The following is a 19,765-nucleotide window of genomic DNA, read 5'->3' on the forward strand; positions in this document are numbered from 1 at the left end:
GGCGCACCAGGGAGAACGCGAAGCAGCCGTTCAGCCATCGCGCAGGGAGGGCCGGGTTTCCGGCTGACCTGTGGTACCTGCCGCCTGCATTTTTTTCGCAGGCGGGCCACGGGCCTCAGTCGAGGTCCGGCCTTCCCTGCGCCCTCACGCTTCGCGAGGGCTTCACGATGCATCACCCGGACGGGTCGCCCGCCGCGGGATGGCGCGATCACGCGCGCCTGTCCGCAAGGGAGACGACCTGATGTTTCACATTGATGTCAAATCGTCGCAGGCTTGAACGGTCCCGCCAGCATCGAGGACACCCGGGGGAGCCGTCCGATATCGTCCCCGCTCCCCGGAGCCATCGCGAGTATGGCGGCACCGTTGCTACCCTGCCACGAATGCGCTATGAGTTGAACATGATCAGCCGGTCCTGGTCGCACGCGAAATGCCAGTACCGCAAACCGATGCTTCGCGCTCGGCGCGCGACGTCGGTCGATACGGGCGCCGCGATCGCGCCCATATCGCCAGCTCCGCGCTTCGCGCTCATTCGCATTCCGTAGCCGTGTCCGGGAGCCCGAACGCAGATGGATTGTGAAACCTGTGGCCGGCCCAATCCACCGGGCTCGGATGTCTGCGGCGGGTGTGGCGGGGTGTTGCGACAGCCGTCATCCGATACGACGACGAGTTCGCGCCTGCTCGGCATGCATCGCGCCGAGCGGCGGCAGGTGACGGCGCTGATCTGCGATCTCGTCGGCTCCGTCTCGCTCACCGTCAGGCTCGATCCGGAAGATATGACCAGCGTCATCGACGCCTTCCTGACGACCTGCGAAAACGTCATCGGCCGCCATGGCGGCGCCATCACGCAATATGCCGGCGACGGCGTGCTCGCTTATTTCGGCTATCCGCGTGCGGGGGAAGACGATGCGGCCACCACGATCCGCGCCGCCATCGCGCTGCGCGACGCCGTCGGCCGGCTCGATGCCCCGCAAGGCCAGCCACTGCGTCTGCGCATCGGCATTGCCACCGGCCTCGTCGTGGTCAGCGACCTCATGCCCCGCGCCGACGGCCGCCCGGTCGACATCGTCGGCGAGACGCCGAATCTCGCGGCGCGGCTGCAATCGATCGCCGCCCCCGACAGCATCGTCGTGGCCCGGACGACCGAGCGCATCGCGCGCGGCATGTTCGACTTCCGCGATCTCGGCACGTTCGCGCTGAAGGGATTCGCCGCACCGGTCGAGGCGTTCGAGGTGCTGGAAGAAGCCGCCGTCGCGAGCCGTTTCCACGCCCGCATTCGCGGCGAAAGCTCCCCCCTGGTCGGGCGCGACCAGGAGCTGGCGCGTCTGTTCGATTGCTGGGCGGCGGCGCGGTTCGGCAGCGGACAGGTGGTGCTGCTCCATGGCGAGCCGGGCATCGGCAAGTCGCGGCTGGTCGAGGAGCTGCGGCGGCGCGTGGCCGACGTCTCCCAGCTGCAGATGATCTGGCACTGCAGCCCCACCCGTTGTGACAGCGTGCTGTATCCGATCTCGGAACAGCTCGCGCTCATCGCCGGCTTCGACCGCACCGACGGCGCAGCGACGCGCCGCGACAAGCTCGATCGCTTCATGAACGCGCACGGCGTCACCGACACCACCGCGCGCGCCGTGCTCGCCGACGTCCTTGGCGTCGCGCCCGAACCGGACAATCCGCTGCAGACGATGACCGTCGAGAAGCGCTCGGAGGTCACGCGGGAGACGCTGCTCCGGCTGATCGACATGATGGTGCCGACCGGGCCTGCGCTGCTGGTGCTGGAAGACGCGCATTGGAGCGACACGACCACGCTCGAGCTGCTCGATCGGGCGATCCAGCGCGCCGCACAACGCCGCTGGCTGATCGTGGTCACGGCCCGGCTCGAATATGAGCCGCCCTGGGCCGCGAGCCCGAAGGTCACGCGGCTCCCGCTCGGGCGATTGAGTCACGGCGACGCCGAGCGGATCTGCACCCATGTGGCCGCTTCGGCCGCGCTGCCGGCAGCGACGCTACGCCAGATCGTCAACCGTGGCGAAGGCATTCCGCTGTTCCTGGAAGAGCTGGCGAAGTACGTCGTCGAAGCCTCCGCGGCGCCCGCACGGGACGGCCATGCGAGCGTGGCCATTCCCGCCTCGCTGCAGGACTCCCTGGTTGCGCGGCTCGACCGATTGGGGCCGGCGCGCCGGATTGCCAATCTCGGTGCCGCCATCGGCCGCCGCTTCAGCTACGATCTGTTGTCGGCCATCGTGGCGGAGCCCGAAGCCAGGCTCGGCGAGAGCCTGGATCAGCTCGTCAAGTCCGGCCTCGTGGAGAGCAGCGGCGCACCGCCCGACAGCCTCTACACGTTCAAGCACGCGTTGATCCGCGACGCCGCCTACGAGTCCCTGCTCCGGCGCGAACGCCAGACATTGCACGGCAGGATCGCCGCGGTGCTGCGCGATCGCTTTCCCGAGACGCGGGACACCGAGCCGGAGTTGCTGGCCTACCATTTCACCGAGAGTGGCGCGATCGCCGAAGCCATCCCGCTATGGGCGGACGCGGGCCGGCGCGCCGCCTCGCGCGCCGCGCATGTCGAAGCGGCGCGACATCTGCAAACGGCGCTCGACCTGCTGCGTCATCAATCCGCCGACGGCGAGCGCGCCGACTTGGAGCTCGAGCTCCTGATCGGGCTTGCCGTCAGCCTCGCTGCCTCGCGCGGCTACACCGTGCCCGAGGTCGGCAAGGCGCTGTCCGAGGCACGGGCGATTTGCGACGCACTCGGCAACACCGCCGGCCTGTTTGCCGTGCTGCGCGGCATCTGCAGTTTCCTGATCATCGCGGGCGATCTCGATGGCGCCGAGGAGATGGCGCATCTGTGCCTGGGAATCGGCGAGCAGACCGGCCTTCCCGAGCATCGCATCGAGAGCGGCGTTGCGTTGGGCTACATTCTCTTCGCCAGAGGCGACCTCCCCGCCGCGCGCCGGCTGCTGGCCGCCGCGGTGCAGCTCTATCAGGCGTCGGACGGCGCGCGGCTGCCGCAACTGTCCTCCCAGGATCCGCTGGTCGCCGGCCAGGCCTCGCTGCTGCAGGTGCTGCATGCGATGGGCGACGATGCCGGCGCGGCCGCCGTCGCCAGCGATCTCATCGCGCATGCGCGCCGGCTCGGACGTCCGTTCGACCTCGCCTGGGCGCTGTCGTGGCTCGCCTTCTATCAGCTCGCACGCGGCGACTACGAGGATGTCCTCCTCGCCACCGAGGAGGCCCTGCGCATCTGCCGTGACCATGGCTATCCGCTCTATCAGCTGGTGGCGGGCAGCCTGCAGGCGCATGCCCGCGGCCATCTCGGCAGGACTCCAGACGAGGCGCTGGCGGCGGCATCTGAGGCGTTGCCGGCGTTCCAGACGCTCGGCATGATGCATTTCTCCTGCTTCTATCTCGGCGAGGTCGCCGGTCTGCAACTGATCGTCGGCAAGACGGCCGAGGCGATGCAGACGATCGACGCGGCGATCGACGCCGCGCGGCGCTATGGCGACGGCTATTTCCTGTCGCCGCTGCATCGGCGGCGCGCCGAGATCCTGGCCGCCCTCCCCGACACCGCACCCGGCCAGGTGACGGCCGCGCTACGCGAGGCCGTCGCGGTCGCCGAGGCGCAGGGCGCGTCGGCGTTCCTGCGCCGGGCGGCGGCGCGGCTCGCCGCCATCGACGATGACGCGCCGAGGCGACAATCGGCGTGACGACCTGCTCAGGCCACGGGGCTGGCCCTGGCGACGGTGAAATCGATCTCGGCCCAGATGCGCGTGGTCGCGGTCAGCACGAGCTTGCCGTCGACGGGCGTGCCGAGCCCGAGATCGCGAATGAACGGCAGGCTATCGAGCGCGCTCATCTCGATCGACCAGTTGCCCGACTGCAATTGCCAGGTGCGCAGCCCCGTCAGGTCGAGCGCGCCGTTCAACAGCGTCTTGTAGCTCGCCGCGGTGAGACTGTCCGCCGACCGCGCCTGCTTGAGATAGAACACGGGGATCGGCAGGCCCCAGACGCCGCCCAGGAACGACGCCATGCCCGGCCCGGTCGTGAGCTGCTTCATTCGCTCTTGGTCGGCCCCGGCACAGAGCTGCCGGAATGCATCCGCCGGAGAGGCCGCCGCGGTCGGGGTCGATCCCGCCGTGCCTTCGATTCGGATGATGCGCTGCTGGGAGGCATGGGCCTCCGGCCCGTAGCTGGCAATCGCCAGTCCCGAGACGTCGAACGGATCGTTCGATGGCGCGCTGGCGGGCTGGGCGATCGTCGCGTGATATTTGGGAAAGCCCCAGACCTCCTGCCCCGCAACGACCGACCAGGCATTGTCGACGAACAGATAGGCCGGCACGAAGCCGATCGTTTTCGGCAGCACCGCGCCGCGCTCATAGCTGCCGACCAGGAGCCACAGCCCGACATCGGTCTCGGACATCGTGCCCTGCTCCGCGAAGGGCGGCGTGGCCGCCTGGCTCTTGCGCACCTGGATGACGTTGACGAAGGCCATGTCCAGCATCACGCGGAACTGGTCGCGGCCCGCGACGCGGTTGAAGGAGCGGTCGAGGAACCGCTGGCAGGCGCCGAGGTCGGCCGGTATGGCGAAGCCGTAGAAGGTCGAGTCGTTGCAGATATAGGGCGCCGGCGGAAGCGTGATCCATCCGGCGTAGTTGACGTAGGCGTTCGTGATGTAGGGTTCCGCACTGGTCGAGACGATCGGAATGTAGACGCCGGACAGTGCCGAGGCGGCGGCGAGGCCGGACATCGCCGCGACCTCCACGCATCCGGCGTTGATCTCGGGCACACGGGTCCAGTCGCCGGCGAGGAAGAGATTGTCGTAGCCGGACTTGCCGGGCTCCATGCGATGCCGCAGCGTGCCCGGCAGGCTCAGCACATAGCGCTCGCTCGGATTGATGTTGGCACGCCAGAACTGGAAGTCGAGCCGCGCCGATCCGCTGATGTCGCTCGGCGCGTGCAGGAGATCCCAGCGGAACGTGCTGCCGCTGCCGATGTTGGTCCACAGCGTATCGAGCCAGGACGTCATCCAGTCCTTGGATGCGTTCTTCACATAGTCCGCGGCAAGCTGCTCGTCGTTCGGCGCGCTGTCGTCACTCATGATGGCGCAGTAATAAGCGATCGAACGTGGCCCCGGCGCCGGCCAGTCCTCGGCCGGCAGCAATTGCGACATGTCGGAATAGGTGTCGAGCGGCGGCTTGCAGGTGGTGACGATCGGTCCCATCGTCTCGAGCGACGGTCCAGGCGCCACATAGGGACCTCCGAGATCTCCGACCGCGCAGTCGAGCCAGAGTTGCAGCGCCATCGTGCGCACGGTGGGGAGATTGCCAACCATGTCGGCCCAGGCCGGCTTCTGCTGCATCAATGGCCGGCAGATCTCATCGAGCGCGCCGACCGAGATGCCGAGGACCACCTGGTCGAAATCCTCGCCGAGCTGCAGGCTGAGCCGGGCCGCCGGGGGCGGCTGCGGCGGGTTGGGGGGACCATAGGCGTTCTCGAAATTGTAGCCCTTCAGCGCGTAGTACTCGCCGTTCTCGATCTCCTGCCATTTGGGCTCGGACGGCCAGCACCAGTAGTCCTTCACCAGGACCAGGGGATCATATCTGCCATCGACGAACTCGACCTGCTTGTCGATGTGGATGGTCGCGATGTTGCTGCCGTCCTTGGTCGGCTCGAGACTCGTGACCTTGTGAAAGAACTTGAAGTTCACGCCGCGCCGCGCCAGGAGCTGGTAGATGGGAGTGCAGATCGTATCCCCCATTCCGACGACGGATTTATAGAAGAACGCCCCCTTGTAGGTGAAGAACAGCCGCAGCAGTCCCTGAACGGCCGAGCAGGCCGACACCTGCTGCTGCGACGGCTCGCGGGAGCCGTTGCGAAAGGCGAAGATGTATTCGTAGAGAGCGGTCACGATGGCGTTGTTGGCGGCCTCTTCATCCTGCTGCGCCAGAAAGCTGCGGAATTCGTATCTGTCGAGAACCTCCAGCCCGTCCGTCAGGCAGTCGTTCTCGATGATGCCGAGCAGCATGCAGATGCCGAGATTGGCGAGGATCAACAGCCGGCGCAGGCCCTCCTCGAGGCCGTCGATCGTCTGGTGCTCCTTGACGATGCCGCGGAACGCATGGAGCAGCGCCGCCATGTCGCCCTGGGCATCGCGGCGGATCGCTTCGACGTCACTGTGCAGCTTCTCGCCGACGCGGTGGGCCAGCAGCAGCAGCGGATGGCCCTTGCCATCAGGCGAGACGGCCGCCAGCCGGACCTGCCGCTCGGCGGGCATGGCGGCGATCGCCTTCGCCAGCTCGGCATTCTGGTCGCCCGGCCAGTCCTCGAGATAGTAGTTCAGGTTGAAGATGATGCTCGCGATGGTCCGCAGCAGCAGGGTCGAGAGCGGTGGCACGATGTTGTCGGCGGGCGCCCACAGGCTATCCCTGCCGGGATAGACCGATTCATCGACATCCGGCTGAAACCAGAACGGCCAGGGCAGCCATTGGCCGTCGGTGTACTCGGCGTAGAAGATCTCGTTCTGCCGCTTGAACGCATCATCGATCGTCCTGATCGGATCGCTCGGCGGTGCATCGAGTGCCTTCAGCGCGGCACGCAGGATGGTGAAGGCATTCTCGTAGAAGCCGGCCCAGATATGCAGTCCGTGCTCCTCGATGCGCTGGCCCTGCTTGGCGTTGCGTCCGCTGGCGGTCTTGCCCCCGAGACGCCAACCGAGCTGATAGAGAGTGATCTCGTAGCGCTCGCCGCGCGGATCGATCTCGCTCAAGGCGAAGGCCGCGCTCAACGCGCCGATGCCGCCGCCCAATATCGCCACGCGGGTCTTTGTTGCTGCCATGTCGATGATCCCCTGACCTCGGACGTTCTCGCCCGGGCGAGCCGGAACGACGTCGTCCATCGGCGCACGGGTCCGCGATCCGCGCGGCCCGTGCGGTTGAATGACATTCGGTACTATGGGTTTACAAAATCGGCGCCACGCCCAGTTCAATCCGCGTGGCGATGGAATGAGGATGCATCGAATACCTATCACAATCTCCACGCGATCATCAAGCGGGCGCATCGTCGACATCGCGTCAGGCGAAGACGAGGCCGCCGCATCGTTCCCACCGGCTACGTCGTCGTCTCAACTTTTACGAGAAGAACGACGGGCTGCCACCGCTTAAAGACAGCGCCCCGATCGCGACGCTGCCGTCGATCACGTCAGATCGGAATGCACGTCGCCGGGCCCGTCGAGAAACAGCGGCAGCCGCACGACGATGCGGGCGCCGCGCGGCGCGTCGGTGATCGCGATGCTGCCGCGATGGGCCTCCACCAGCGTCCGCACCACCGCCAGTCCGAGCCCGGCTCCGCCGGTGCCGCGATTGCGCGACGTGTCCAGGCGCGTGAACGGCTCCAGCATGGCCTTGCGCTGGTCGCGGGGAATCCCCGGCCCTTCGTCGTCGACCGTCAGCACGGCGTGCTCCGGCTGGCGTTGCAGCGAGACATGCGCCGCCTCGCCATATTTGAGCGCGTTGTCGATGATGTTGGCGACGATACGACGCAGCGCGACGCGGTCGCCCAGCATCAGCTGCTCGCGCCCGTCGCCTGCATGGTCGAAGCGCACCCGCGCCTGATGCGCGCGGCGATCCTCGACCTCCGCGCGCACCAGTTCGTCGAAGGCAACGAGCTCCTGCGGCAGTTCGCCGGCACCCGCCCGGCTCGCAAGCAGCGCGTCGTCGAGCAGGCGGATCATGTCGGAGATATCGATCACGGCGCGCTGCCGCTCGGCGTCATCCGGGATCTGGTCGACGCGCAGCCGCAGCCGCGTGGCAAAGGTGCGAACGTCGTGAGCAATGCCGCCGACCAGCGCCATGCGCGCCTGCATCAGATCGGCAAGCCGGTCCTGCAGTCGCCCGAACGCCGTCACCACGGCGCGAACCTCGGGCGCATTGCGGCGAACGTCCGGCAGCGGCACCGCCGCCCCGCCGGGGTCGACCCGGTCGACGGCGGCCGCCAAGCGCGCCAGCGGCCGCGTCTCACGCTGCATGATCAGGAGCGCAAACAGCGCGACCAGCGTACCGAACAGGCCCGCGCCGAAGCCGATCGGCAGCCCCTGCTGGGTCAGCACCAGCGACGCGCGCGAGTCCACGACGAGAACATCGCCGCCGTTCAGGCCAATGCGAAACTCCAGGGCATTCTGCGGCGTCCGCGCGAGCCTGGGCAACCACCGTCCCTCCGGCTCCGGCACGAAGGTGATTGTCAGCGGGCGCGCACCGAGCGCACCGGCATAGGCGTCGCGCAATCCGGACCGGACCGGCGCGGGCTCGGTGCGCGGAAGGCGGACCGCCGCGTCGGGTCCGACCAGCCGGACCTCGAAGCGGTCAGAGGACACGGCATCGACGACCCTGCCCCGCTCAGCCCCGGGTGTTCGTTCGATCAGTTCGGCGAGCGCGGCCAGCCGCGTCGGCGGCGGCGTCGCGCCTTCGAGGTCCGCGGTCCGGGCGCGGTAGAATCGCGCCAGGGTGACGATCCAGATCGCGAGCAGACCAATGATGACGATGAGGCCGATACGCATCGCAAGCGTCAGCCGCATCATCACGCCACCGGCCTCACCGTCGCCGTGAACAGGTATCCGCCGTTGCGGACGGTGGTGATCAGGTTCGTTCCCGGGCTTGCGGCATCGAGCTTGCGCCGCAGCCGCGAGATCAGCATGTCGACGGTGCGGTCGAACGGCTCGGCGGAGCGGCCGCGCGTCCAGTCCAGGATCTGGTCGCGGCTCAACACCCGCCGTGGCCGCTGCACGAAGCAGGCGAGCAGGTCGAACTCCGCCGAGGTCAGCTGGATCGGCGCGGCCTGCGCATCCACGATCTCGATGCTGCGGGCATCGACGTCGAGTACGAACCGGTCGAAACCGAAACGCCGGCTCGCGTCACGCGGTGGGCTCGCCTGGGTGCGCCGCAGCAGCGCCCGAACGCGGGCCAATAGCTCGCGCGGCCCGAACGGCTTGACCATGTAATCATCGGCGCCGAGCTCCAGCCCGACCACGCGATCGATCTCGTCGCTCTTGGCCGACAGCATCAGGATGGGAATGTCGTCGCTCTGCCGCAGCCGGCGGCAGATCGAAAGCCCGTCCTCTCCCGGCAGCATCAGGTCGAGAATGATGAGATCGGGCCGCAGCCGCCGCAGCACGGCATCCATCGCCGGCGCCGTGGCGGCGACCTCGATCTCGAACCCTTCCCGGCGCATGAAATCGCTGACGAGCCGGCTGATCTCCGGGTCGTCCTCCACCATCAAAAGCGTGGCCGCAGGCATGCTCATCGCCAGGACTGATGCCCAAAACCCGTAGCTTGGCAATGGGCCGGGAGCGACTGTTACAAGCCGTTACGCGGCAGCTAAATACCGGTATGCGGCCGACCGCGGCGCCGGCATTGGCCGGCCGAGAAGGCCGCCGCAGGCGCAAGGCATGTCCTGCACGCCGGCGACATTTAATTTTGCAGAGCCACTTGCTGAGCAAAATCAGATTTAATATAAATTAAATCGCGCGGCACTCCCAGATCATTTAATGGTTATAAAACAAGATCCTCGTTCTCGCAGGCAAACCGGGCGGCTCTGACGTCCGAAGCGCAACTGAAAAGCCCCACAAACATGCTGCACAATCCCAACGCGAGCACGGTTACCTACCCCTCCCCACAGGAGCAAGGTTGGGAACGTAGCGGACCCGGACCGTTCGACATGGCGCTGGGATTCCTGCGCCGGCACTATCTGGTGATTGCGATCACCACCGTGCTTTCGCTCCTGGCGAGCTTCGCCCTGCTGAAAATCCTGCCGCCCACCTACTCGGCCGACGTCAAGATCATGCTGGGCACCACCTCGAAGGCCGCAGTCGTCCAGCCGCAACCGCCCGTTCAGGACGAGCCGCCGCTCGACATGGAATCGCAGATCGAGATTCTCAAATCGAAGTCGATCGCGACAGCGGTCATCGACAAGCTCAATCTGGCGGACGATCCCGACTTCAACGGCAAAGCCAGCCCGCTGCATGGTGCGGTTGATGCGGTTCGCCGTCTCGTGGGTTCGGCGCCGCAGCCGAACGCGCCCTCGATGGACGATCTCCTCGACGAATTCCAGCGCAGAATGAACGCCTTCAGAATTGGCACGAGCACGGTCGTCGAGGTCGATTTCAGCGCCAGCGACCCCAATCGGGCGGCGATGATCGCCAACGCCATCGTCAAGGAGTATTTCGATCAGCAGTTGAAGGCGGACGCGAACGAGCACCGCACAATCACCGCCTGGCTTCACGACCGCCTGCAGGATCTCGGCAACGACGCGACCGCGACCGAACGTTCCGTGAACGAGCTGAAAAGCCGGTACAACATCGTCTCGGCCGACGGCAGGTTCATGGACCAGCAGCAGGTCACCGAGCTCACCAACCGTCTGGTGGCAGTGCGCACGCGTACCGCCTCGCTGATGACCCGGCTCAATCGGTTCGACGACATGCTCGCGACGAGCAGTGCCGATATGACGATCGACCGCGTAGCCGCGGTCTCCGACTTCTCCCCGGCAGAGCTCAGCGGCAATGTCAATCCGCCCGACGGTCTCTCCTTGAGCAATTCGAACAGCACGCTCATCATCAACAGCTTGCGTCAGCAATACCTCGATAACGCCAAGCGCGAGTACGAGTATTCCGCCAAATATGGCAAGGATCATATCGCGGTCGTCAATATTCGCGCGACGATGAAGAGCATCCGCCAGGCTATCGTCGACGAGGTGCGGCGCCTTGCCGACGTCGCCAAGCACGATTACGAGGAGTCCAAGCAGCAGCAGCAGGAGATCGAGAAGCAGCTTGCACAGGCCGTTGTCCGGTCGCAGGATACCAGGGCGGCCGAGCTCAGCCTCCGCGAGCTGGAGACCAGCGCCAAGAGCTATCGCACGCTCTACGACACCTTTCTTCAGCGCTACATGGGCTCAGTCCAGCAGGGCTCCTTCCCGATTGCGAAGGCGCGGGTGATCTCAGCGGCCACGCCGCCGAAGAAGAAGATCAAGCCGAAGTCCATCGTGCTGATGGCGCTCGGCCTGTTCGGGGGCCTGGCGCTCGGCGGCGGCCTCGGCCTGCTCGCAGAAGTCAAGGACCGCAGCTTTCGGACGACCGACCAGGTCGAGGATCGCCTGCGCCTGCCCTGCCTCTCGGTCGTCCCTCTGCTCAAACGAGGCGAGGTCGACCGGTTCACCAAGAAGGCGACAGTCAACGCCGTTTCCAAGGTCGAACCCGATTCCAGCCCGCGAATGGTGACGAGAGGCCCCGGAACCTGCTGGGCCGCATCCGCCATGCCCACATCGCGCTTCGCCGAATCCATCCGCTCGTTGAAAGTCGCCATCGACCAGGATCCAAGCCCGACGTCGCGGAAGGTCTTCGGACTGACGTCCGCCCTGCCCAACGAAGGCAAGTCGATCATCGCCGCGTCGCTGGCTCAGCTCATCGCAAATTCAGGCAAGCGTGTGATCGTGGTCGATTGCGACCTCAGGAATCCGTCGCTTTCCGCCATGCTGGCCCCCGATGCCAGCACTGGGATCGCCGACATCGTCCTGGGAGGATGCCAGCTCGCAGACGCAGTCTGGACCGACCCGCTGACGCGCCTGGATTTCCTGCCGGGAACGGGTGCCATGCAGCGCGACACCAGCGACATCCTCGGCAACGAGCAGATGCGCAAGCTGTTCGAGCAGCTGCGGGCAGCCTATGACTACGTCATCGTCGATCTTCCGCCGCTCGCGCCCGTTGTCGACGCGCGCGCCATCTCCGCGCTGCTCGACAGCTTCGTCCTCGTCGTGGAATGGGGGCGCACGCCGGCCGAGGTGGTCGAGCACGCGCTGAACACGGCTCCCAACGTCTACGATGCTCTGTTCGGCGTCGTGCTCAACAAGACGAACATGAAGGCGCTGAAGCGCTACGCCAATCATTTCGGCGACTACTACAACCACAAATATTACGCCCGTTACGGGAGCGTGATGGCCGAGTAGGTCGATCAGCGCGCGCCGGCCGGTGCGCGCCATGGGCCGCGGCCGGCAACGGAAATCGATCGACGGTCAGCGCTGGTGCTCGGGGCGAATGGAGGGATGGGCGATGCCGGCACGCTCCAGAGCGCTGCGGACATAGACGCCCGAGAGATAGCCCACCTGGACTGCAATCAGACCGGCGCCGGCATAGAGCACGGCCGGCAGCCCGCTGATGATCGACGCCGCGATGCACTCCATGAAGACGATCGCGGCGAGCGCCAGCAGCGTGCGAACCGTGAACATCGTCCCGGCAACCACCCCGGCTGTAAAATGAAGCGCGATCACCCACATCAGTTCATGCCTCCTCGGGCGTTTCGAGAGGCTAGCGGCCATTGGTTAGCGATGAGCTAAGCCGCCCGGGAGGATTCGAACAAGCGCATCAGGGCAACACTTTCAGGCGAAAGATGCGGCTACGGCCCGCTGAGCGGGTGCAGCATTGTCTGGCGGTTCAGCCAGTGCGCCCGGTAGAGCCAAAGCACCGCGGTGACCAGGACGACATCGAACAGGCCCATCACGGTCTGGCCGTAAACCTGCGGGTGGACGCCGCCCAGGAGGAGCGCGAGCTTGACCGATTGCCGCACCACCTCCGACCCGAGGAACGCGATCAGCGAGTTCTGGCCGACGTTGAGGATGAGCGAGACCGCCGGCGATCGCCGGGTGCGCGCGAACACCGCCCACAGCAGCGCCAACAGCAGCGGCAATGTCCAAAGCAGGTTGAGGAGCTTGTCGAACCGATAGGGGTATTTTTCGCCGTTGCTGGGAAAGCCGAGGCTGTAATCGAGCAGCAGCCCGAAGGTGAAGATCCCCGCCAGCGCCGTATAGAACGCGGGTCCGATCAAGCGGTTGGACCGATGGAGATCTCCGAGCCAGATACCGATCACGAAGAACATCTGCGCTTGGAGCGAGAACAGCAACAGAATGATGGCGGGACTCTCGAGCTTGGCTGCCGTGCTCGTGTTGCTGAACCAGGTGGAGGCCACGAAGATCGCAGCCGACGACGCGAGCACCAGGAGCCTGCCGCGCTTGAACATCGGCAGGATCACCGGCAGCAGCAGGAACATCAGCCCGTAGAACTTGAGGATTGTGATGGCGGTCGGCTCGGACTGAAACGTCAGCACGTCGAAAATCGCCTGCCCCACCGGCTCTCGCTTGTTCCCCAGAACAGCCATGCCGACCGCGACCGGCACCGAGATGACGAAATAGGCGGCGAGCACCTTCAAGCCGCGGGCGAGGAGCTCTCCGTGCCTCTCCTTGTGCAGATAGACGTACCCGACCATGAACCCCGAGATCACGACGAACAGTTCGGCGAAGGGGTTGAATTTCGTGAACAGATCGACGGAGTCCGGAAAGACGTTGGCCGTGTGATGATAGAATACGAACAACATCGCGCAGCTTCGATAGAAGTCGATCAGAAGCTCGCGCCTCTTCTGGCCTGCTGCGCTCACCGCTCAATCTCCGAATACACGTCGCTCCATGGGCGACGGTCAGCCGATGGGCGCCGGTCGGACTGACGGCTCAGGCAATCCTTCGCAACGCGGGCAAGCGTCGCGGCGGCGATCATCGAACCACCGACTGCTGAAGCCGTGATGCGACCGATGACAGGCCTCCCCCTCTCATTGCTGGTCCAGACCGCCGAAGCGGAAGATGCGGGCCATCAGCGGCGAAACGCCCACGAAGGTCGCGGTACAGCCCTGGGCTTCCAATTGCTTCCTCAGCATCAGCAGCAATCCGAGGAAGCGCGCATCCATGGCGCAGACGTTCGAGAAATCGATCGTGACCGGCTTGCGGGACGCCGAAGCGGCGCGGAACACCGGAATGGCCCGGTCTACGTGGCGCGCATCGGCGGGCCCCGACAGGCTGAGCGTGACCGCGCGCGTCCCATAGTCCTGCGTGATGGTCAGCGCCTCACCCCGCTCATGCGTGCGGCGCATCCACCAGGTCCACACCACGAACGGCAACACGTGGGTGAGCATGAGGCCGAGCATCGCCGTGCCATCGTTCCAATAGCGGCGCCAGAGATAGGGCTCCTCCTTGATGCGCCACAGCCACTCGAAGCCTGATTGGCGCAGGATCGCCGGTGCGCGCTTCACCGTCCCGGCCTGGAAGTTGAGCGCGGCGCCGAGGTGGGCGCGAACTGGAATCTCGAGGCACTCATGATTGCGCTGCAGCCATGATTGTCCCTTCACGCTGCTGAGCGAGGCAACCAGGAAGTCCGCCCCGCTGGCATTGATCTCGTCGATGATGTGATCCCGGCTCAACTCCTCGGCCGACAAATAGCCGGGGTTCAACCAGCCCACGCACTGCAATCCCGCCGACTGGCCGTTCAGCGTCCGGGCGGCCCGTTCGGCGGCCCCCTCCGGGCCACCGAAAAGAAAGAGCTTCAGCGCGTTTGCCGGCGCGGCCTCCGACTTCAGCGCGTCGAAGATATCGGCGCCGGCCGTCCGGCTCTTGATCGGAATCCCAAGCAGCCTAGCGATCCAGACCACCGGCATGCCGTCCACCGTGCAAAGATCGCTCAGGATCAGCGACTCCCTGAAGCTCCTGTTCGACTGGCTGGCGACCAGGAAGTTGAGATTGGGAGTCGAGATGAGAAGCCGGCTCCTGCGTCGGGCAGCGTCGCGGATGCGGCGCAGTACGCCGCGCATGCCGATGGCATCGACCGGTATTCCGAGGACGCAATAGACGTCGCGCGCGAGGTCGTCGGGAATCGCGGCGTCGGCCAGGGCGGCAGCATCGACCTCCGGCCGATCGCGACCCGCCCCGGAGCGCCCCACGCGATAAAGGGGGGATCCCGGCTCCTGCAATTCATGCGTGGTCAGCATCCGCCGCTCTCCCTCAATCTGCCCGCCGCACGAGGATTCCGGGTTGCGGATCCCTGCCGCACCTCCCCGACCGAATAACGTGCGACCCAAAAGCCACCATTTAATTTTAAATCATACCATTTATTTAATACGGTTTATTTGTAAATGCCAGGGCAGATTTGCGGCGCGGCTGCAGCAATATCTTCCCGGCGCACGTCGAAGTCCTTTTATTTAATTGCATCTCCGGATAATGTTCACGGACGGTATTCCCGGCGGCTGCCGGGGCCGCGCCGTTCGAATATCCTGGTGAGATCGATGCCGAGAATTTCAGCGACGACGTCGATGTCGGCCGGGCCGCGCGCCTCCGCGGGGACGTTCGATGTCTGCGCGCTGATTCCGGTCCTCGCCTTCGCCTACTCGTCCCTCATTCAGCCGCTGATCTATTTTGGCTTCCCGCCGTCGCCCGGGCTCCAGGGCCTGCTCGAGAGCCGGATCGAGAACCGGATCTTCTGGCCTGTCCTCGCGGCCATCGCCATCGTCGTTGCGATGCAACGCCTCGCCCGCGGCGAGCGGCTTGCCGCTGCGCCCAACATCATCAGTCTCTGCGTCTATTTTGGATTGGCCGGCGCCAGCATCGCGTGGGCATTCAAACCCGAATTCGCCTTCGTCCGTTTCGTCCAGGAAGCGATGGTCCTCACCGCCATCGTGCTGCCCGCCCTGCTATCGAGGCCGAGCGCCGACATCCTGCGCGGCGTGTTCCTCTGCTTTGCAGCAGGGGTGATCCTCAATGTTCTGCTGATCCCCGGCGGTTACGCGACCTACGCGCAGTACGGCAACGCGCTGGTCGACATCGGTTACCAGGGCTACTTCTCGGGCAAGAACCTGCTGGGCGAGTTTGCCGCCATTGCGTTCCTGCTCTCGGTTCACGAGTTGCTCTATCCCGGAACGCGCCGCGCGCTCGGGATCGTCGTTGCCGTCGGTGCCATCGTCCTGATCTTCTTCTCGAGCTCGAAGACCGCGCTCGGCCTCGCTCTGGTCGCCCCGATCCTGGCCATCCTGACGCTGGCGCTTGCGAGAACGCTGCGGGTTGCACCGCTTCTGATCCTGGTGGCGATCATCCTCGGCTACTTCGTGGTCGGCGAGCTCGCGGGCTTCACGACCAGCCGCATCGCCTATCTGCTGACGGGTGATTCCAGCTTCACCGGCCGAACCACCATATGGGCCTTCTCTAACTTGGAGATCGCGAAGAGGCCGCTCCTGGGATGGGGCTATCAGAGCTTCTGGCTGGTCGGTGCCGACGCACCAAGCATCACCGATGCACCCGGCTGGGTGAAGGCCATGCCGAACTCCCACAACGGCTACTACGATGCGATGCTGGAACTTGGCTATGTCGGTTTTGCCTTTCTCCTCGTGTTTCTGGCGGCCACCGTTCACGTCATCGGCCGCGTGATGAAGCACGACTACAAGCGGGCGTGGATCCTGCTGTCCGTCGCGCTGTTCGTCATGCTCTATAACCTGCTCGAAACCCTGTGGCTGCGCGCGTTCGACGTGACCTGGGTGGTATTCGTGCTCGTCACGGTCGAGGCCGCGCGATACTGGCGGAGGTCGCAACAGAGCATGCCCGCCGCTCAGCCGGCGAACAGGCGGTCGGCTCGTTGGAGCCGTACACGGCCGGCTTGGCGGCCACGGCTCGGCGTCCGCACCTGACGGGAGGCCCGTTGAAGCGTCACGCCAGCGCTATTGCGTTGATCCCGGCGCCGCCGCGAATGGCGCGCCCGCATCGAATCTCGCCTTGGCCGGTAACGTATGCAGCTTGGTATCCCCGGTTGGGTCCACCCAGGGCCACGGATGACTGCCGAAAAAGCCGGGCTTGGCTCTCAGATACAGCGACGCCGGCAGCGGCTGCGCCGCGAGAGCGTCCGTCCAGACCACCTTGCCGGTGAGATAGTCGAAATTGCCGCCGCGGATCACCGTGGCCAGCGTCTTCGGATCAGGCGCCATGGTCCATCGCTCCGGGTCGTAGCCAAGCACCCAGACGTTGCCGACACCGCCCTGCCCCCAAACCGCCGTTCCGGCCCGCATCGATGGATCGTCGTAGCTCCAACCGCTCATGCGTCCAGGTCGGCCCAGCACATTGCCGGCGAACGAATCCCACCACGAGCCATAGGCGAGACCGACGGCTCGAACGCCCGAACGATCGACGAAGCGCTGGCGCTGGCCGGTGAGATGGTTGCGGAAAAAGGTCAGATAGATCGCGTTGCCATGGGTGTAGTCGCTGTCGGCATTGTGGGACAGATTGCCTTCGAACAGGACGTGATGGGCGCCGGCCATGTGCGACGCGTTGATGCCGACCTCGACCCAGCCGGGATTGTCGAAATCGAACGAGTCGTCGGCATAGTTATAGCCGACGACGCTGCCGGCGCCGGACGACCGGAACACCATGTTCTTGCAGACGTCGACGAGGATGTTGTTCTCGATCAGGACCTCCGAGGAGCCCGTCGCCAGGCTGATCGCGTATCCGGCGCCGCCCGGCTGCGGCCACGAGCCGGCGTGGATGTAGGAGTCGCGGAGCTCGACCCGGAACGAATTGTCGATCGCCACGCCCTCGCCGAGCCATTGCGTCACCTCGACGGATCTGGCCCAGGAATAAGCAGCGGCTTCGAACCGCAACGCGCCGTCCGCCCCGCCGACGATGCTCAGATCTTCGACGCCCACCTTGGCAACGTGGATGTCGCGATTGTTGGCGGCGTGGCGACCGCTGTTCGGGTCGGTGCTATAAGGCGTGAGCTGCGCTTGGTGATCCCGGCGATAGCTGATCGTGAGCGGCGAGGTGAATGTCACCGTGCTGCCGGTCACCGAGGCGATCTCCTTGATCTCGGCGGTCGCCCGGTCGGTCCGGGCAAACCACGACATCGACTTCGGCAACACGCCGGGAGCCTGGTCATAGGGACCTCCGGCATTGGCACCGGCATTGTCGTCGCCCGGCTGAACCGGATAGTGCATGTTCCAGGCGACGCGGTCGCCTTGCCAGACCTTCGCTCCCGCTGGAAAACCCGCCGGCGTCGCCTGCCACGATGCGCCTGAGACCTCGTCGAGCAGAACGAAATCGCCCGGCTTCAAGGCCGCGGCACTGGCGAGGGCGACGGTCGACGTCCCCTGATCGCCGTCCGCCAACAGGTCCTGCGACGCGCTGCTGTCGGGGCCATTGTTCCAGCGCGAAGGTCCGACGATGATGACAGGCTTGGCGTCGTAGCTGTACGAGCTCGGGTCGACCGGCGTCAGGATTCCCTTGGTGCCGGCAATCACGACCGGCGTTCGTGCCCGCGCACCGTTGGTTTTCACCAGCCTGGTCGCGCCTGCGCCGGCGCCGCGCAGCGTCACTGGCCGGCTGATCAGGAGCGGCTCGTTGACGATGAACGTCCCGGGGCCGAGCATCACCACCTGGCCGGCGGGTGCAGCGGTCAAGGCAGCCTGAATCGCGCTGCTGTCGTCTCTCCCACTCGGAGACAGCGTGCGGTAAATGATGGTCCGGTTCGGAATACCGCCGGCTGACATCAGCCCGGGATTCCAGGCGGCGAGACGCTCCACCGGCAGCAGATTGCCGGCCAGTGACGGCCCGGTGGACGCGGTCGGCTCGGCGGCCGCGGCAACGCCGCGAAGGAACAGCAGGGCAAGCGCTGCCGTGAACAGCGCACGGATGCAGGCGGCGTCGATCCGGCGCGTCACGCGCGCGACCGGCCGGGACGAAGCCTGGGTGCAGCCGGGGATCACGAGGCCGATGTCATCCATGAGAACCTCTCGCAGGACCGGTCACACAGCCAAAACGGGCGCCGATTTAAAAACACCATGACTTTGACACGCGCCATGACATAATATTAAATCACGATTTAATTTATTGAAAGGCGGCCGGCGACGCCCTGCTCGGCAGAGCTTCGTCCCAATCTTCCGCCTTCGGCAAGGGATTTGATACGTGACGCCATCGCGCCGCTACCTGCTCATCTCGCCCTGCCGGGACGAGGCCCAATATCTCCGCCGGACTCTCGACAGCGTCGCTGCGCAATCGGTGCCGCCGGCGCTGTGGATCGTGGTGGATGACGGATCGACCGATGACACCCCGGCCATTCTCGACGAGTACGCCCAGCGCCTGCCCTATCTGCGCGTGATCCGCCGCGCCGACCGCGGCGGACGCAAGGTCGGACCCGGCGTGATCGAGGCATTCTATGCCGGCCTGGAGAGCGTGCGGCTGGAGGATTTCGACTATCTCTGCAAGCTCGACATGGACCTCGATCTGCCCGCGCGCTACTTCGAGCTGCTGATGGAGCGGATGGAGAGCGATCCGCGGGTCGGGACCACCTCGGGCAAGCCGTGGTTCGTCCACCCGCAGACCGGCGCCTTGGAGCCGGAGGTCTGCGGCGACGAGATGTCGGTCGGGATGACCAAGTTCTACCGCGTCGCCTGCTTCCAGGAGATCGGCGGCTTCGTGCGCCAGGTCATGTGGGACGGCATCGACTGCCACCGCTGCCGCATGCTCGGCTGGATCGCCGAGAGCATCGACACCGAAGCGCTGCGCTTCATCCATTTGCGGCCGCAGGGCGCCAGTCACAAGGGCATCTGGACCGGACGGCTGCGCAAGGGTTTCGGCCAGTACTTCATGGGAACGTCGCCGCTGTATCAGCTCGCGGTGGCGGTCTATCACCTGCCGGCCTATCCCGCCCTGATCGGCAGCACCGCGATGCTGTGGGGCTATTTCCGGAGCTGGCTGACGGGCCTGCCGCGCTACGACGATCTCGAATTCCGCCGCTTCCTCCGCGCCTATCAGCATGCCTGCCTGCGCCTGGGCAAGCGCGCCGCCACGGCCCGGATCAACGCGGAGCGGGCCCAACTCTGGCGCGCCAGCCACGCCGCGGCCGACACGCGATGACGCTCGGCGGCCGATCGCCGCGGCA

The 19,765-nt window shown here is 65.8% G+C and carries 11 protein-coding genes; 4 read left to right on the top strand and 7 right to left on the bottom strand.

The features are described from left to right. Positions 1-632 precede the first annotated feature (632 nt). The gene (locus tag QW887_RS25340) at positions 633-3,701 is read left to right on the top strand and encodes an ATP-binding protein (protein ID WP_316195254.1); all 3,069 of its coding nucleotides are present in this window, start codon (positions 633-635) and stop codon (positions 3,699-3,701) included. An 8-nt stretch (positions 3,702-3,709) separates the two neighbouring features. Here the strand turns inward: QW887_RS25340 and QW887_RS25345 are convergent, their stop codons facing one another. The 3 genes from QW887_RS25345 to QW887_RS25355 form a co-directional block, all read right to left on the bottom strand. Continuing rightward, positions 3,710-6,829, bottom strand: coding sequence for an NAD(P)-binding protein (locus tag QW887_RS25345; protein ID WP_316195256.1), 3,120 nt, complete (start codon positions 6,827-6,829; stop codon positions 3,710-3,712). A 357-nt stretch (positions 6,830-7,186) separates the two neighbouring features. After that, positions 7,187-8,566 carry an ATP-binding protein gene (locus tag QW887_RS25350; protein ID WP_315752601.1) on the bottom strand — a complete coding sequence of 460 codons (1,380 nt, stop codon included), beginning with the start codon at positions 8,564-8,566 and terminating at the stop codon, positions 7,187-7,189. Further along, positions 8,566-9,288 carry a response regulator transcription factor gene (locus tag QW887_RS25355; RefSeq protein WP_315752505.1) on the bottom strand — a complete coding sequence of 241 codons (723 nt, stop codon included), beginning with the start codon at positions 9,286-9,288 and terminating at the stop codon, positions 8,566-8,568. Before QW887_RS25355 ends, QW887_RS25350 begins: the two co-directional genes overlap by 1 nt. Positions 9,289-9,702: 414 nt before the next feature. Here QW887_RS25355 and QW887_RS25360 point away from each other — a divergent pair, with 414 nt between their 5' ends. After that, positions 9,703-11,982, top strand: a complete 2,280-nt coding sequence (locus QW887_RS25360) for a polysaccharide biosynthesis tyrosine autokinase (RefSeq protein ID WP_315717409.1) — start codon at positions 9,703-9,705, stop codon at positions 11,980-11,982. 66 nt (positions 11,983-12,048) lie between these two features. Here QW887_RS25360 and QW887_RS25365 read toward each other — a convergent pair whose 3' ends face one another. The 3 genes from QW887_RS25365 to QW887_RS25375 form a co-directional block, all read right to left on the bottom strand. After that, positions 12,049-12,309 carry a hypothetical protein gene (locus QW887_RS25365; protein WP_315717408.1) on the bottom strand — a complete coding sequence of 87 codons (261 nt, stop codon included), beginning with the start codon at positions 12,307-12,309 and terminating at the stop codon, positions 12,049-12,051. Between the two features lie 119 nt (positions 12,310-12,428). Continuing rightward, entirely contained in the window at positions 12,429-13,463 is a 1,035-nt protein-coding gene (gene opgC / locus QW887_RS25370) for an OpgC domain-containing protein (protein WP_315717407.1), read from the bottom strand. A 168-nt stretch (positions 13,464-13,631) separates the two neighbouring features. Then, positions 13,632-14,840: a WecB/TagA/CpsF family glycosyltransferase gene (locus QW887_RS25375; protein ID WP_315717406.1), complete on the bottom strand. Its 1,209-nt coding sequence runs from the start codon at positions 14,838-14,840 to the stop codon at positions 13,632-13,634. A 144-nt stretch (positions 14,841-14,984) separates the two neighbouring features. On the opposite strand from QW887_RS25375, the gene QW887_RS25380 reads away from it, so the two are divergent. Further along, positions 14,985-16,526 carry an O-antigen ligase family protein gene (locus tag QW887_RS25380; RefSeq protein ID WP_315717405.1) on the top strand — a complete coding sequence of 514 codons (1,542 nt, stop codon included), beginning with the start codon at positions 14,985-14,987 and terminating at the stop codon, positions 16,524-16,526. 30 nt (positions 16,527-16,556) lie between these two features. Here the strand turns inward: QW887_RS25380 and QW887_RS25385 are convergent, their stop codons facing one another. Continuing rightward, positions 16,557-18,608: a glycosyl hydrolase family 28-related protein gene (locus QW887_RS25385; protein WP_315717404.1), complete on the bottom strand. Its 2,052-nt coding sequence runs from the start codon at positions 18,606-18,608 to the stop codon at positions 16,557-16,559. A gap of 181 nt (positions 18,609-18,789) precedes the next feature. Between QW887_RS25385 and QW887_RS25390 the strand changes: the two genes are divergently transcribed. After that, on the top strand, positions 18,790-19,740 hold the full coding sequence (locus QW887_RS25390) for a glycosyltransferase (protein ID WP_315717403.1): 951 nt from the start codon (positions 18,790-18,792) through the stop codon (positions 19,738-19,740). The last annotated feature ends 25 nt before the right edge of the window (positions 19,741-19,765 follow it).

This window comes from Bradyrhizobium sp. SZCCHNRI3052, assembly GCF_032484895.1.
In the GTDB taxonomy this organism is placed as follows: Bacteria; Pseudomonadota; Alphaproteobacteria; order Rhizobiales; family Xanthobacteraceae; genus Bradyrhizobium.